16 protein-coding genes and 1 pseudogene are annotated in these 14,987 nt (G+C 70.1%); 9 read left to right on the forward strand and 8 right to left on the reverse strand.

Features of this window, described 5'->3' with window-relative positions; all coding sequences use genetic code 11:
- Positions 1-5: 5 nt before the first annotated feature.
- The 3 genes from ACFZBU_RS47245 to ACFZBU_RS47255 form a co-directional block, all read right to left on the reverse strand.
- Positions 6-782, reverse strand: a complete 777-nt coding sequence (locus tag ACFZBU_RS47245) for a hypothetical protein (RefSeq protein WP_391590021.1) — start codon at positions 780-782, stop codon at positions 6-8.
- Positions 779-1,654, reverse strand: a complete 876-nt coding sequence (locus tag ACFZBU_RS47250; protein WP_391590022.1) for an NlpC/P60 family protein — start codon at positions 1,652-1,654, stop codon at positions 779-781. The genes ACFZBU_RS47245 and ACFZBU_RS47250 overlap by 4 nt, the downstream gene beginning before the upstream one ends.
- Positions 1,655-1,768: 114 nt before the next feature.
- The gene (locus tag ACFZBU_RS47255; protein ID WP_391590023.1) at positions 1,769-1,927 is read right to left on the reverse strand and encodes a hypothetical protein; all 159 of its coding nucleotides are present in this window, start codon (positions 1,925-1,927) and stop codon (positions 1,769-1,771) included.
- 1,121 nt (positions 1,928-3,048) lie between these two features.
- Here ACFZBU_RS47255 and ACFZBU_RS47260 point away from each other — a divergent pair.
- Together ACFZBU_RS47260 and ACFZBU_RS47265 are read left to right on the forward strand one after the other, a co-directional pair.
- A complete protein-coding gene (locus ACFZBU_RS47260) occupies positions 3,049-3,507 on the forward strand; it encodes a DUF6924 domain-containing protein (protein WP_391590024.1) in 459 nt (152 codons plus the stop codon).
- A 264-nt stretch (positions 3,508-3,771) separates the two neighbouring features.
- Positions 3,772-4,676, forward strand: a protein-coding gene (locus ACFZBU_RS47265) for an IS5 family transposase (RefSeq protein ID WP_391590049.1) whose coding sequence is annotated in 2 segments (ribosomal slippage) — positions 3,772-4,108 and positions 4,108-4,676 — 906 coding nt in all. Because the reading frame shifts where the segments join, the coding sequence is not laid out codon by codon here.
- Positions 4,677-4,695: 19 nt separating this feature from the next.
- Here ACFZBU_RS47265 and ACFZBU_RS47270 read toward each other — a convergent pair.
- On the reverse strand, positions 4,696-5,553 hold the full coding sequence (locus ACFZBU_RS47270; protein WP_391590025.1) for a hypothetical protein: 858 nt from the start codon (positions 5,551-5,553) through the stop codon (positions 4,696-4,698).
- Positions 5,554-5,816: 263 nt separating this feature from the next.
- Between ACFZBU_RS47270 and ACFZBU_RS47275 the strand changes: the two genes are divergently transcribed.
- From ACFZBU_RS47275 to ACFZBU_RS47290, 4 genes are all read left to right on the forward strand, one after another.
- Complete coding sequence (locus tag ACFZBU_RS47275) at positions 5,817-5,999, forward strand: hypothetical protein (protein ID WP_391590026.1); 183 nt, start codon at positions 5,817-5,819, stop codon at positions 5,997-5,999.
- A gap of 1,062 nt (positions 6,000-7,061) precedes the next feature.
- Positions 7,062-7,193, forward strand: a complete 132-nt coding sequence (locus tag ACFZBU_RS47280; protein ID WP_391590027.1) for a hypothetical protein — start codon at positions 7,062-7,064, stop codon at positions 7,191-7,193.
- Between the two features lie 148 nt (positions 7,194-7,341).
- On the forward strand, positions 7,342-7,584 hold the full coding sequence (locus ACFZBU_RS47285) for a hypothetical protein (protein WP_391590028.1): 243 nt from the start codon (positions 7,342-7,344) through the stop codon (positions 7,582-7,584).
- Positions 7,585-7,831: 247 nt separating this feature from the next.
- Positions 7,832-8,143 carry a hypothetical protein gene (locus ACFZBU_RS47290; RefSeq protein ID WP_391590029.1) on the forward strand — a complete coding sequence of 104 codons (312 nt, stop codon included), beginning with the start codon at positions 7,832-7,834 and terminating at the stop codon, positions 8,141-8,143.
- A 43-nt stretch (positions 8,144-8,186) separates the two neighbouring features.
- Here ACFZBU_RS47290 and ACFZBU_RS47295 read toward each other — a convergent pair whose 3' ends face one another.
- Positions 8,187-8,543 carry a hypothetical protein gene (locus ACFZBU_RS47295; RefSeq protein ID WP_391590030.1) on the reverse strand — a complete coding sequence of 119 codons (357 nt, stop codon included), beginning with the start codon at positions 8,541-8,543 and terminating at the stop codon, positions 8,187-8,189.
- Positions 8,544-9,725: 1,182 nt separating this feature from the next.
- Entirely contained in the window at positions 9,726-9,965 is a 240-nt protein-coding gene (locus ACFZBU_RS47300; RefSeq protein WP_391590031.1) for a hypothetical protein, read from the reverse strand.
- Between the two features lie 168 nt (positions 9,966-10,133).
- Here ACFZBU_RS47300 and ACFZBU_RS47305 point away from each other — a divergent pair, with 168 nt between their 5' ends.
- On the forward strand, positions 10,134-11,441 hold the full coding sequence (locus ACFZBU_RS47305; protein WP_391590032.1) for a hypothetical protein: 1,308 nt from the start codon (positions 10,134-10,136) through the stop codon (positions 11,439-11,441).
- Between the two features lie 733 nt (positions 11,442-12,174).
- Here ACFZBU_RS47305 and ACFZBU_RS47310 read toward each other — a convergent pair.
- Both ACFZBU_RS47310 and ACFZBU_RS47315 read right to left on the reverse strand, forming a co-directional pair.
- Positions 12,175-12,353: pseudogene (locus ACFZBU_RS47310) on the reverse strand (IS5/IS1182 family transposase); the annotation flags it as partial.
- On the reverse strand, positions 12,350-12,691 hold the full coding sequence (locus tag ACFZBU_RS47315) for a hypothetical protein (RefSeq protein WP_391590033.1): 342 nt from the start codon (positions 12,689-12,691) through the stop codon (positions 12,350-12,352). The pseudogene ACFZBU_RS47310 and the gene ACFZBU_RS47315, both read right to left, overlap by 4 nt.
- A gap of 478 nt (positions 12,692-13,169) precedes the next feature.
- Here ACFZBU_RS47315 and ACFZBU_RS47320 point away from each other — a divergent pair, with 478 nt between their 5' ends.
- On the forward strand, positions 13,170-14,570 hold the full coding sequence (locus ACFZBU_RS47320; RefSeq protein ID WP_391590034.1) for a protein kinase: 1,401 nt from the start codon (positions 13,170-13,172) through the stop codon (positions 14,568-14,570).
- A 24-nt stretch (positions 14,571-14,594) separates the two neighbouring features.
- The gene (locus tag ACFZBU_RS47325; RefSeq protein ID WP_391590035.1) at positions 14,595-14,933 is read left to right on the forward strand and encodes a hypothetical protein; all 339 of its coding nucleotides are present in this window, start codon (positions 14,595-14,597) and stop codon (positions 14,931-14,933) included.
- Positions 14,934-14,987 lie beyond the last annotated feature (54 nt).

Below are 14,987 nucleotides of genomic sequence, written 5' to 3' on the forward strand. Positions count from 1 at the left end.
CCGGTCTACCAGGGAACATCAACCCTGGGGGCACAGTGCGACGCATCACCCGGCACGCAACGCCCGCCGCGGCTACGGCCGCCGGCACCGCGCCGTGTTCCGGCCCGGAGTCCTGCGGCATCCCAGCCGTCCGGGCCGTCCGGGGGCGGGTCGGGGACCTCGTCCTGTTGGGGAGCGACGACCGTGGCGGGGCCCGGTGGTGGAGGCGGTGCGGGTTTCGGCACATGGGCGTGGTGCGGGAGTGCCGGTGTCGGGTTCGGGTGCGTTGTCGGTGGGGGTTGGAGGAGCTGATTCCGCAGGTGGGTGATGAGTTCGGTGATGCGGCGGCGGTAGGCGGCGACGGCCTCGGCCAGGAGCATCAGCAGGATCGGGGGGATGGAGTGCAGGACCACTGCGGCGGCGTCGGCGTCGCGGGGGACGCCGACGCGGCCGGTCGGCCACCAGGCGGTCCAGGTGTTGACGGTCAGGGTGGCGATGCCCGCGTACCAGCGCAGCACGCTCCCCCACGCAGGCGGCCGCACGTGGTGGTCGGCCAGGCGGGAGTCGGTGAGCAGGCCGGTGGCCAGCGCCAGCGCGAGCATGGGGTCCAGCAGCCAGGCGATCGACGTCGAGACGCCGTGGTCGCGGGCGAAAGTGGTCACGTTGACGGCGGTGAACACCAGCGCGAGGGCCGCCACTCCGACCAGTGCGGCGGTCAGGCGCCGCAGCAGGGTGCGCAGCCGGGCGATCTCGGCTTCGACGGCGTCGGGGGTTGCCGGGGTGTGGTGAAGGTGGGTGGTCATCGCGCCGCCGTGGGTCGGGTGACGCCGAAGAAGTCGTTGCCGGGGTAGCGGATCGGGCCCAGGCGGACGGGGACGCCCGGGCGGGGCGCCTCGATCATGCGGGTGGCGTCGACGGCGAGTCCGACGTGGTGGATGTTGGACGCGGTGCCGAAGAAGACCAGGTCGCCGGGCTGGATCGGGGTGCCGGGTGGAAGGCGTGGCGTCGAGTAGTACTGGTCCTGGGCGACGCGCTCCAGGGTGATGCCGGCTGCGGCGTAGGCGGCCCTGGTCAGGCCGGAGCAGTCGTAGCCGCCCTCGGCCGGGCCGTCCCCGCCCCACACATACGGGGTGCCGAGGGTGGTGCGGGCGAACGCGATGGCCTTCGCGACCGCCTCGTTCGGCGGCGCGCCGCCGGCCGCGGTCGAGGGTGCGGCGTATTTCGCGGCTTGGGCGAGGACTTGGTTCACGTACCAGTCGGCGTGGTTGTAGGCGAAGATCGCGCCGCGCAGGTTGCGGCTGTCGCGGGCGCCCTCGGCGCAGAGCATGCGGGCGGCGGCCGGGATGGCGTCGGCGGGGTCGTACACGTTGGGGGTCGCGCCGGGTTTGGTGCCGGGAGGGTTGTACACGGCCCAGGTGGAGGCGATGAACTGCATGGGTCCCATGGCGCCGGAGCCGTTGGTGCCGGAGGTGACGCCGGGCAACGGGCTGCGGCCGTGGTCGGTTTCGACCTTGCCGATCGCGGCCAGCACGGTCCACGACAGCCCCGGGCACGTCGCGGCCGCTTGTTGATACAGGGTCAGCCTCCGGGACGGCGAACCCGAGATCGCCGTGGCGACCGCTACCCGTTCCCTCGACCTCGCCAGTCGGATCGACGCGCCCCGGTGTGTGACCATGGTGCGAGACCTCGAACCGGCCTTCAGCCCGCACGCGGACGCGACCGGTGTAGCCGAACTCCTTGAAAGGCTCAGAGCCACCGGCTGACACCGATGTTGCCGTTGGAGTAGCTCTCAGGCGGCGGCCGGTACTTCCTCTTCCGCGTCGAACTCGACATCCAGATGCGGGTCGAACGCGTCCGGGGGCACGGTGAGTTCCGTGGTGGCGTAGGTGCCGAACCGCATGATGTAGTCGGTCAGGTACGGGCTGATCGAGGCCAGGTCCCCTTTCAACCACGGCAAGATCAAGGTCGAGGTCGACGGCGAACGGCCAGGGTCGAGGCCACGGTCATCGACATGAACGCATCCGTGTCCGGCAATGAGATCCGCCACCGTCGGCGCGACGTTTGTCGGTGGGGGTGGCAATCTTCCGTGGAGCGAGAAGCTACGAGCGCTTGGGACTCTCGTTCGACGTGGTTTTCGCCGCCGGGCGTCGGCGCCGGGGTTTCGGAGCGGGGGCAGCCTCGGCGTTGTGCCGGGGGCAACGTCCGCCTCCGGTGGCCTTCGCGCAACGCGTGCCGTCGGGCTGGGTCGCCCCACATTGCGTCGCCGGGTCGTGGACGTGGCAGTAGCCCGATCGTCGCGCGCCGATAGGGCACGGCTTGCCCGCGTTCGTCTTCGCCTTGCACAGGCCGTTCGCTGCGGCCGGGGCAAGTTTGCGCGGGTCGATCTTGTTGGCCTTGACCCGTGCCGGGTGCACTCCGCCCGGCGGGCTCCCGAAACACTTCTCGCCCTGGAACGCGTAACACGTGGGGCACTTGCCCTTACGTCGGGGATCGGCCTTGCGCTTGGGAACCCGGCACACGGTCATCGACGTACCGACGCTGCCTCGCATGGCGGCGAGTGTAGGGATGGGCGCCCATGGCGGGGCCGAAATCGCGCTCGCCCGAGGAATCTTCCCCCAGCAATCCCCCGGATGGCTCAACCGGCAGCCCAGCCGTGAGAGTGGGTATGGCCAGCGGAATGTGACCGACCGGAACGAGTGCGGACGGTATGACACCGTGCGTGAGCCGGATTCCGGCATAACGATCACGGGTCTGAAACGGCGCTCCGACTCAAGCGCGCGGCGCTGGGGAGCAGTCCACCATGCGGTGATCTCACCGCCTCCTCTGGGTGGACGCTGGGCCAGGCGGCGACCACGCCCCCGGCGACCACACCCGGTGACATCCGACGCATCATCTCGACATCACCCGCACGAACACTGACCACTCGATCACCGGTGTTTACCAGTCAAGCGACCGGATCACCCCCGGCGGCCCCACGCGGCGACGGGTTTCGGCCCGGGTCGAGCAGGGCCGCGTGCTGTCGGTGGCGGGTGTCAGGGTCGGGGCGACGAACACCGGGAGGGGATCGGCGTGTTGCCCAGACTCGAATCGCACCACGAGTACACGGTCGTGGTGATCAGGACCGACTACACCGACGACGCGGCGTGGGCCGAGGTGACGGCGGAGTTGGCGGAACCCTGGGGCCCGGACGACGACCTCCCGGCGATCGTGCTCCTGGTCGACGATCCCGCTTGGGCGGACGCCGAGCCCGACGACGTGCTCGCTGCGGCTCGACGTGGCTCGCACACATCCGTGGTGTTCGTCGCCGACCGGCACACCATGTGGTGCGACGACCATCCACTGCTCGCCCTTGACCCCTGGTACGACGAGGAGGATCCGGACCCGATCGACATCGCGTCCCCGCGCGCATTCCGGATCCTGCCGGCCGCCACCCACCGTGTGAAAGCCAACCTGGCTCAGGTAAACCTGTTCTTCGCGGAATTCGCCGAGAGCGCCCACGCCGACCCCGACGGCGTCCTGCGCTGGTGATGGCGGCGATCGCCCTCCGTCGGTGCGGCATCGCGACCCCCGCAGCACCACCGCGCGCGGGTCGCCCGGGCCATCGACGGGCAAGCCGGCACACGGCGGACAGCGCGTCCCGCGGGCGTCACCCTGGAGCCGATACGCCCCCAGCGACCACACCCGGTGACATGCGACGCCTCATCTCGGCGTCACCGGCACGAACACCGACCACTCGATCACCGGTGCCTACCAGTCCGGGATCCCTAAGGCCTGTCTGATAATGATCTTGTGGTGTCTCGGGGTGGGTTGACGGATGCGGCATGGGTTCGGATCGAGCCGTTGTTGCCGGTGGTGGACGGTCGTGGTCGGCCGTGGCGTGGTCATCGGCAGGTGATCGACGGGGTGTTGTGGCGGTTGCGGACCGGTGCCCCGTGGCGGGATGTTCCGGCGCGGTACGGACCTTGGCAGACGGTGTACGAGCGGTTCGTGCGGTGGGAGGCGGACGGGACGTGGGCCGCGCTGCCGGAGCATGTGCGGGTGCGGGAGGACGCGGTCGGTCGGGTCGACTGGTCCGTTTCGGTGGACTCCACGGTCGTCCGCGCGCACCGACACGCGGCCGGGGCGCGTGGAAAGGGGTTGCGGGCGGGGACGAACCGGGCGGCGTGGAGCGTGCGGCGGCGGGCCCGACGCATGCGGGCCGCGAGGGTCTCGGCCGCTCGCGGGGCGGGTTGACGACGAAGCTGCATCTCGCGGTGGACGGGCGGGGGTTGCCGTTGTCGATCGTGGTCACCCCGGGGCAGGCCGGGGACGCGCCGGCGTTGGACGCGCTGCTCGCCGGGATTCGCGTGCCGCGGCTCGGTCCGGGTCGGCCGCGGGTGCGGCCGACCCGGCTGATCGCGGATCGGGCGTACTCCTCGCGGGCCATCCGTGCCCGGTTGCGGGCGGCGGGGGTGCGGGTGGTGATCCCCGAGCGGGCCGATCAGCGGGCGAATCGTCGCCGTCGGGGTCCTGCGGGCGGGCGTCCGCCGGCGTTCGACCGGGAGGCGTACCGCGAACGCAACGTCGTGGAGCGGTGTTTCGCCCGCCTGAAGCAGTTCCGGGCGATCGCGACACGTTACGACAAGCTCGCCGCCCGCTACACCGCAGGTGTCGTCCTGGCCTCACTGATCCTGCGGCTCCGCGAACCACAACCATGATCGTTTTGTCAGACAGGCCCTAGTGCTCGGGTTGCGTCGCGGTGTTCGCGGCGGGGTCCAAGTGGAGGCCGTCCAGGTTGTACATCGCGGCAAGTCTTCCGTCACCGAGGTCGACGATGAGCCGCACGTGGCTGGGCACGTTGTGTTGGTCCTTCACCGCGCGGTGCCAGCGCCCGGGGGCGATTTGGACCTGAACGGCGGGCTGGTCGCGCAGGTAGGCCAGCCGGTTCGTCGTGACGGAGAACCACAGTGGCGGGTCGCCCGGGAACGGGGATACGGGTGGGGGATCGTCCTGTGTGCGGCTCGCCGCACACAGGACGGCGACCTCGTCCCACGCCGTCTCCAGGCGTTGCTCCATGTTGCGGAACTCCTCCTGCCACACCTCGCGGAGCATGGTCAGTGCCCCGTAGATGTCCCCCTCGGCCCCGAACGGATCATCCTCGTCCTCGTCCAATAGGTCCTTTATGACGGCTGTGAGTCCGGGGAACATGGCCGTGAGCGCGGCCTCCGGGTCGAGCTTGATCGTGGGGGCCGTCGGGGCGGGAACCGCCGGTGGCGGGGCGGCGAGGTCGGCGCGCCACAGGGCGTGGAAGCGTGCGACGGTCGCGTCCTCGTCGGGCTCGCGGAAGGACAGCGAGACCAGATACCGCACCGCGGTGTCGAGGCGGGACCACGCGGGGACCGAGCGCCCGTGCAGGAGTTTGGCGAGGGTCTCGTGGCTGACGGTCGTGGGGAAGCGGTTGTTCCGGTTGATGCCCTTGGCGAGGTTGCGGGTACCCGGGCATCCCGCCTCGGTGTACAGCTCGTGGAACGCCGCGACCAGGTCGCGTCTGGGCCCCGGCGGCAGTCCTTCCTCGTTCGGCATCTCGATCGCCATGTGCGGCATCGCCCCCCGACCACTCGTGTCCGTCCGGCCTAATAACGCCAAGTCTGGTGCCGGGGGCGGGTGGAGCGCAGGCCAAGTACCGTTCCCGTTCCGCCCGGTCGCGGACGGTTCGGGACTGTTCCGGGACGATCCGCGCCCAGGGCACGGAGGGCACACGGCGGGCGGCCCAACGCTTGTCCCATGCCCCGCACCGTCCGGTGACCGGGGCGCGGACCGCCCGCCCGAGGGCGGGCCCCGGACCCCGGGAGCCCGAAATGCCCGTCGACCCCGACAACCCCCAGCCGCACGAGCCGTTCGACCTGCGCGCCATCGTCCTGCTCGTCCTCGCCGGCGGCGCCTGCCTCCTGGCCTACCGCGACCCCGCCCGCTGGGGTGTCGCCCTCGCCGTCGGCGTCACCGTCCTGCTCGCCCTCCACACCCTCGTCCGCCGCAACTGAACGACGATCGCCGCCGCCGCGCATTGCCGCGCGGCATGCACGTGCCGTGGACCCGACGACTTCGTGTCGGGCGCGGCGGCGGCGTACCGGGAACGCGTCGGGAACCTCGAGGTCCCACGCGGGCATGTGGAGTCGGTGGTGGCGTTCGACGGGTGGTCGGAGGACGTGCGGCTTGGGGGTGTGGGTGACCACCACCAGGTCCCGGCGACCGAAGCTCCCGCCGGAGCGCATCGCGGCGTTGGACGCGCTCGGGATGCGGTGGGTGTGAGGTTCGAGTGAGAAAGGAACGGCCCCGACCACTGTCGGGGCCGTTCTCGTCGGGCCGTGCGAGCGCGGCCGGGCCCGGCCGGACGACGACACGGAGCAGGACGGCGACGCGGAACGGGTGGAGCGGCGCCCGATCCTGCGGTATTCGACACAGCGGGATCCGGTGGACCCCTCGGCGGGAGAGGACCCGCGCCGGGCCGCCGGCCGGGCGCACCACCCAGGAACGGAAGCCGTCCCACTTCGGCTCGAACACCCCCGCGCGGGGAAGCGCTTCGACCGGGGCGGCCAGTATCGGCTCGGACGGGACCGTGAACGTCATAGGCGTGCCGGTACCACCCGGTGGCGACCGTCACGCCGCGCAGGTAACGGATCCGTTACCGGGGGTCCCCAGTAAGGGATTCGTTGCCCGCGCAGGTCCTCCGCAGGACCGGGTGTTACCCCAACGGACAAGACGAGTCGGGTCAGGCGTCCGTGGACGCGTCCCGAATGCCGTACGGCTCACCCGCGGACGCGGCAAGCCCGCCGCGCTCTACCGCCCCGGCCCGGCAACCACCTTGCGCCACCGCTGCTTCGACCTCGGCTCGACGGACATCCCGGTATCACGGGACCGTGACGGTTCGCGTACGTGGCGCACCTGCCGGCCGGCCTGACCCGATGTCAGGATCCTGGGGGTACGCGCACCATCCTCGAGCGGGGGGTCGAGCGATGTTCGGTCGATTCGTCGCCGAGCCGAATGGAACGGCTTGGGCGCCCCCTCCCTCGACACCGCCGGGCGGATCGAGGTGGCGGCGAGGTGTGCGGATCGCGGCGGGCGTGGCGTCGGCGGCGATGGTCGTCACGGACGTGTTCATGTACTTCGTGTACCGGGACTGGCGTGCCGACCTGGCGTCCCGCATCGACGAACCGGCCAAGCGGCCTTGCGGCTGACCGACCAGCACGTGCCGGTGGGACACGGCGCCACCGGCGTGGCGATGAGGTCGGTCCTTGTCATGGTGCTGATGGTGGTGCTCGCCTGGTGGTGGGCCGTGCTGGTTTCCTGGAACCGTGCGGTCCGGCGCGGGAAACGCGGCGCGGCGTGATCGGCTCGGCAGCGTTGGAGGCGACCGCGATCGTGGCCGCCGCCGTGATCGCGCCGGCCCCGATGATCCGGCTGTGGCGTTCGATGGGTTGCCCGTGGCTCGGAACGACCGACGAACGGATCGAGCACGAAATGGGCTTCGTACACGAGCGGATGACGTTGTCGCTCGTACACGCCGCAGGCGCCCTGTTGATGCTGATCGTGGTGACCCTGACGACCCGCCGCCGCGAACGATACTGAGACCCTCGGTTCGGCGTGACAATGGGGCGGTGGGTGTTTACCGTGTCATGCGGTATCCCGACGGGGGCGGCCTGACCGCGAAACAGCGGGCCCAGCGGAAGCAATTGCGGTTCAAGGCCGCCGAGATGTCCACGCGGGTGTGGCGCTGGCGCCAAGGCCCTGCGAATGTCACGCAAGTCCGCGTACCCCTGGCAAGCGGCTCGGGCCAAGGTCCACGATCGGCGCTGCACCGGGCCACACTGGGTTGGTGAATCCGCAACTTGTCGAGATCATCGACGAACTCCTCGCGATCGTTCGGTCCGGCCCCCAGGACGTGGACTGGCAGCCGTACTACGACAACGAACAGGAACTCGTCGACGACCTACACGACCATGCCGAGCGAATGCGACACGGCGACGACAGCAGGCTGCCAGAGCTGAAATTCTCGCTGCTCCCGACCGGTGACTTGAACGAGATCGCTTTCAGCAGTGGTTGGGGACATCACTACGTGAGACTGGCCGACCTGTTCGACGAACTCTATACAGGGACCTGCCGACCACCGCGCAAGCCGAACCCGTAGAAGATCGAGCGGCTGGTGAGATGTTGCCCTCGCGTCGAGCGGATCACAGGCCGACCGCGGGCCCCATGCCCAGTGGTGCACGGTCACCATCCGTGCCGGTCGGAGCCTGCATCCCGCCGTGCGCCGCATCGGTAACCCGAAAGTTGACCACGCTTCCGGGCTCGGGCGTTGTTCGGCTGTTGATGACGACGCGGTAGGGCAGTCCCGTCGGTTCGATGACCTTCGCGATGGTGCGGGCGGTCGGGTCGAACGCGAGCGCCTCGGGAGGGAGCGGCACGATCACGTCGTGCGCGACCTCGAGGGCTTTCTTGAGGAGTTCCTCGTCCTGCAGGCTGCCCGGGATGTCGATGAAGACGTGCTGAAGGCCCTTGTCGCTCTCCCCCAGGACGGCCGCGCACACGGCCCCAGGTTCAGGGTCGTCGTGGTCTTGCCGACGCCACCCTTCTGGTTCGCGATGACGTGGACCTTCGCGCCGGTCCCCCTGAGAGCTTCGAGGTTCTCCGGGGTCTCGTGCTCCTGCGAAAAATCGAAGGGCAGGCTGGTGATGCGGTTCGCCCACCAGACACTCGATGCCTGGGGGGGTCGAGCGATACGACCTAGACGCTTGCCATCTGCTCCGTTTGCTTCCCGTGGGTTCCGGTACTTCGGGCAGGGAGCAGTTTTCCGGACAACTGGGCCGTGAACGTACGCGACCCGGCTTTCGCCGCAACATCTCACACGACCGGCCCCTCCACTCCCCCGGTCTTTACCGCCGTCAAGTTCCCCTCCCCCAGCCCGAAACCGTGACATTCCCGAGTGAACGGGTCGCACGGGCAGACGCGTTGCCCGGGCGCCCTCGCTTCGAGGGACCAAACGCCGGGTGGTCCCGGTCGACGTCCCCGCGGCCGGAATCGGGCGAGCCGCCACCGCAACCCGCACCGGCGCTCCGGGATGCCTCCGCTCCCCCACCGCATCTCCGGAGCAAAACCGGGCGGATCCGCCATGGGCTCGGGGGCACACATGTGGGGCATCCACCGGCGTGGGGTGGACCTTCACAGGGCTCGACTTCCTCCTGCTCTCGTCCTTGCGACTCCGCCCTTCCGGATCGGCGACCGTCCAACGCCGTCCCGGCGGGTCCGAACATCGACGCCGGCGCCGCAGGCCGGCACCGCGAACGGTCGTGTCGACACGGGCCCACCGCCGGGGAGCGGACTTTACGGCCGTCAAGTTCCACCGAGACGACAAGACTTCGGCCCGGCCCTTCTCCCCCCGCGTGCGGGAGCCCGAATCCGCGAACCCCGGCTTCGGACGTTACGGCCGTCAAGTCCCCGCAGCGGCCGCCGCCTCGAGAACCGGCCGGGGGTTCGAACCGATCATCACCCGGGATGTCCCGGCTCGGGGCGAACCGGGACTCCTCGGCGGCCGGGGGCTTCGAACTTCCCGGCCGTCAAGCTCGTCGAGCCCGGGAGCACGGCGAAGTACAGCCGTGGATCGGGCTGTCCTCGGCGAAAACCTTCCTCGGGCGCGCCGACGTGGCCAAGGCCTTCACCGGCCTCGGGTGTCCGGGCTTCGGCCCTGCCCCGATCGGTCGTCTCACCGGCGGCTACCCGGCGGGGCGGTCCCGGTCGTTGTCCCGGTCGCGGACGGCGGGCGGCCCACCGCTACGACCGGTGTAGGCACCGTAAATGGCGCCCACCCCCGCGCCCATGACGACCAGGGAGTCCGGAGCGAGGCCACCGACCAGGACGAGGACGACCCCGGCCGCCAGGACCGCGAGGAAGACGAACCGATCGATCCCGGCCCCGTCCTGCGGGCCTCTGCGCCTGGGCTTGTCGTTGTTCATGGAGTTCTCCCCTTCGGTTCACGCCCGCCGCGGGGCACGAGGGCCCGGACGAGCGGCCGCTCCTTGCGGCGGTCCCAGCGAAGCGGCGGCGCTCGTGTTGCCGGAAGCGCGACGAGGTGTTGCCGCGACGCAACACCCCGGATCCCGCGGAATCCGCCAGGATGGGTCGTGAAGGACCGCGTCGACTGGGGGAGCTGCATGGACGCGCACGCCGCGGAGGAAGGCCGTCTGCTCGGCGGGATCGGCCCCTTGGCCTGTCCCGCGCATCATCGCGACTTCGTACTGTGGGCCCGCAGGATGTGCATCGACGGCGGGTGGGAATCCCTCGCCGCCCTGGACCGGGCACTCTCCCAGGACGATCCTCCGCTCGAGCCCTACGGGCGAAGCGAGCTGTCCCGCATGCTCCGCGGCGAACGCATCGCGAACAAGGCGGGCTTTGCCGAGCGTCTGTGCGCCGCGCTGCACCGGGCGACCGGGGAGGATGTCCGGAACCGGACGGCCGAGGGACGCAGGCTCTTCCACGAGGCCACCCGGGACTCGCATCCGGACCGCTACCAGGCCTATCTCCTCGGCGAGCAACTCGTCGCGATGGACGCGGAGGTCACCGCCCGGGCCGCCCAGGCCGCCCGGCGGGAACACGAGTTCAGAATTCGGCTGGCCGCTGTCGAAGACGACCGCGATGTTCTTGCCGACGAACTACGTGCCGTCGGTCGCGAAGGGTCGGACGCGGCAGCGGCCGCGAGTACCCGTCTGTACGCGCTCGAGACGGAGAACACCCGCCTGCGCGCAGCCCTCGACGCCGCCCGCGCCGACCTCGAGCAGGCCGAGAAGACCCACCAGGGCCTGCTCGGCCTCCTCCGCCGGGCCGAGCAGGCCGCGATCGACGAACGCGAGTCCCGTCTCGTCGCCCAGGACGATGCGGCCGCCCGGATCGCGGCGCTGCGTCTGGAGGCGCGCGAGTACGCCGACCTGCTCGCGCCGACACACGCTCCCGGGGCGGCCTTTCGGCGCGAGGCAACGTTCTCGTGGGGCGACGAACCCGTCGATCCGGAGCGGGAGTGGGGTGATGCCTCCCGTGCAACACCCTCCGAGCGGCCCGTTCGCGAGGAGACGTTCCGGTCCTCGTTCCCCGGCGACCCGATCCCGTACGGGCACGAGTTGAACGGATGGCCCCGGACGATCGGGTACTGGGTGCTGCTGGTTGCGTCCGTGTGCGTGTGGGTCGCCGGCGAAGTCGTGTTGTGGATGCCGGACATGCCGGGTTGGGCCTATGTGTGTGCGGGTGTGGCTCTGGCCGTCTCCGTCGGTGCGCTGCATTTCCAGGTCAGGATCCGCGAGGTGCGCTGGAGGTTCGGGCCGCAGGTGGGGCGGTGGGCCGACGCGTTGTGGACCGTGGCGTGGATCGGTTCGCTCCTGGCCGGGTTCATCGCGAATCCGCTCGTCCGGCTCGAGGGCCGTCTACCGCTGCCCTGGTAGGTCGGCCTGCACGGCAAGACCTCGACGTCGGGCGGCCGCCAGGAGTCTGTCGGCATCCTGGTTGGGGCAGGGACTTTACGGCCGTCAAGTTCCTGTCGACGCGAGCGAACCCACGATCCGGCTCTCCGGACTCCCCGTGGACAAGCCGCGCTCCGTGTGATGGTCTCGGCTTGAGGCTTTACGGCCGTCGAGTTCCGTAGGTCACCGGCTCGGCTTCGTAACCGAGAGCTCGACTTTGCCCGGGAACCAGAGTGTTGCCACCGACTCCATCCGCATCCTGGCCGCGAAGCGGGACCTGAATCCGCCGTGGAACCGGTCACCACGGCGATGTTCGCCGCCCTGGACGAGTACGCCCGCCGGCCCCGCACGAGCCGGTCGACATCGTCACCGAGGACCGAGTGCCCGCGCCAGGAACGCGCGGAGACCGACGGCCACTCCACCGCCTGCTGTGCTTCGTCCGCATCCACCCGCAGCGGCTGTGGGACGGCCCGCAAGTCCGGACGTTGCGGCAGCTCTTCCTCCGAACTCCTTCATCGGCCGCCGCAGCACGGTGCGATGGCGCATCCCGGCGGAGAGGGACCTACCCGGCGATCGTCTCGCCTTACGACCCGATCGCCCGCCACGGGCCGGAACGACCCGCCGGTAGGGCTTCGCCGCACACGTCACCCAGACCTGCGAGAAGGGGGCGGCCGGCCTCATGACCGACGTCGCCACCCCCGCGCCGCCGTCCAACCGCGATCAGCATGACGCGGTCTTCCCATGCAGGCCTCCGGGGCTTACCCGACCGCACGGTGTCGGCACCTTCGCGGCGGAGCATCGTCACCAGCTTGTGGAACTCGCGCGGGCTGGGCCGGTCAACGGGGCCGTCGAAGACGACTCCGACGCCGTGGTCACACGCCACGCCAAGATCATTCCACTGCTTCACGATTCTCCTGCGCGTAGACGTCCCGGCAGCGTTCGACCTGCTCGGTGACCTGCTCCATGAACCAGCGCATGATCTCGAACGGGATGACGTGCTCGTCATGGCTGTGGATGTGAACGGTCGGCTCCAAGGTCGGATCCTCGTCGGGGACGAACGCGGCCAGAAAGCCGACCCCGTGCGTATGAGTCGGTCCACCGGGGATCTCGGCCCACGCCGCCGGCGCCGGCACGGCCTCGCTCAGCTCCAGGGTCCAGGCATCGTCGGGTCCCGCGTAGAAGGACAGGACGGCGTAGTAACGGCCCGCGTGTTCTCTCAGCTCTGCCGACATGTCCGCAGGCTGCCATAGCCGTCGGGCCGACGTCGCGCGGATATCCGACCGAGGACCCCGCTTCTCGGAGCCGCAGCGACACGGCGCGACCAGCGGTAACAAGACCACCCTTAGAAATCTCCGACAGCGTCAAGTAATGAGCGAGTTTCCGGTCCCGTCACCACTCCGGAGCGTGGGCCCGCGCGAGCCGAGGATTTCCGGCGGCCCTCGAACTGCGGACTTTACGGCCGTCAAGTTCGTCGGACACGCGGGTGACGCGGCCCGGCGCCGCGTCGGTGCGCCGGGCCGACGGGTTCGAAAATGACCCCACCTCCTCGGCGACGCCTGCCCGCCGTTCCAGTCGTGCGCTCCTGCGGCGGCCCGATTTCGTTCCTCGGAAAGGGCCTCGCTGGCCTTGGCAGGCGACGGTCGATAGCGGTCTCCTGCTTGCCGGTTGATTCGCGGTGGTCCAGGCTTGATGCAGCGTTCGGGGGTGGGAATGCGCACAGTCGCCGGTAGGTACCGGTTGGAGACGCGAATTGGTTCGGGCGCCGCCGGGAGCGTATGGGCGGGCCGCGACACAATGCTGGACCGCGAGGTCGCAGTCAAGATCGGACGGGTCGTGGACGGCATCGACGACCTGCGCGACAGCCGCGCGCGGTCGGAGTATCGCTTCGCGGCGCGACTCGAACACCCCAACATCGTGCGGATGCTCGACATTCTCCATGAGGACGGCGAACCGTTCCTCGTCATGGAACTGCTGGACGGCGAGTCGCTCGACCACGTCCTGCGCCGACACCGTCTCGACATCGGCCAAAGCTGCGCAATCGGCGTGGCGCTGGGCACCGCCCTCGACGTCGCCCACCGGGCCGGAATCGTGCACTGCGACGTCAAGCCGAGCAACGTCGTCCTGTGCCGCAGCGGCAGGGTGGTGCTCCTGGACTTCGGCATCGCCGTGGACTCCGTGGTCGCACGCAACCGTACCGCCAGCGGCCACCTGATCGGCACACCCCTGTACATGGCGCCGGAGATGATCGCCGGGTACGACATCGGCGCCGGCATGGATGTCTACGCGCTCGGCTGCGTCGTCTACCGGATGCTCAGGGGGCGCCTGCCCGAGGAGTTCGACGGAGGCAACATCGCCCGCGTCCTGATGGCCAAGTTCCTCCGGGACATCGCTCCTCTGACTCCCGCGGACGTTCCGGGCATCCCGCAGGCGCTCGTGGGGTTGGTGGGCCGGATGCTGGAGCGCGACCCGACCCGGCGGCCGTCCGCGAGCGCATGCGCGTCCGCCTTCGCCGAGTGGTCCGACGAAATCCCGCTTCAGGGCCTGCTCGTGGACATCAAACACACCACGCCGATCCCGGCGGGCGAATCCCCCGCCGTCGACCGCACGTCCTCCACGCCACGCACCTTCCCGGGGTCGGCAGGTCTGGCCGTGGCGGGCGGCAACAATCGGTCCGTCGCCGAGTTGGGGGTCGTCGAGAGACCTTGGTGGGCCACACCCGCGCTCAGTCACGCACTACTGGACGAGGCCGGGCACGCGGAGGCGGGCCCGTCGCCGCACTCCACCTCACGGCTTCCTCGACGACCTTCCATGGAGCGCATCGACAGTCGCTTCCACGAAGCGGTTGCCCTGGCGAAGCGGGGCGAACTGTTGCCCGCGCTGAGGTTGCACGAGGACATCGCCGAGCTGCGTGCCACACTCCTGGGCGCCGACCATCCCCTGACACTGGCCGGCCGCTTCTGGGTGGCGTGGTGCCTGGGCGCCCTCGGAGAACACGACCGCGCCGGTGCGCTGTTGCGCCGCGTCGTCGAACAGACGGAAACGACTGCACTGACAGAAGCCACACGCACCGCGGTATCCGGGTCCCGTACCCGACGGGAGCCCGGACTCTGACCTTGCCGGATGGGGGAACATCGGATGTACCTTGAGATCATCGTCGACCACCCGGATCGGGAGGGCGAACTCCGCGCTCTGTACGCGTGGTTGCTGGCCGATGAGCGGCTCGCGTCGACGGGTCCCGAGCTCGCCTCGTCGCGTCCGATCGGGGACGGCGAGATGGGGCCGGGTCTGGACCTCATCCAGCTCGGCATCGACGGGGGCCTCGGGATCGCCAACCTGGCGCTCGCGGTGGCGACCTGGCGCAGAAGTCGGGTCGAACCGCCGTCCGTGGAACTCAGGCGCGGCGAGGTGTCCGTCGTCCTGCGGGGTGCCGACGACGACGATGTCCGGCGCATCATCGCCGTCCTGGATCAATGACACGCCGAAGGAAGCCCACCGGGAACCCGTAACCATCCGGCATTCACGACAAGG

The organism is Embleya sp. NPDC008237, assembly GCF_042956465.1.
Taxonomy (GTDB): domain Bacteria; phylum Actinomycetota; class Actinomycetes; order Streptomycetales; family Streptomycetaceae; genus Embleya.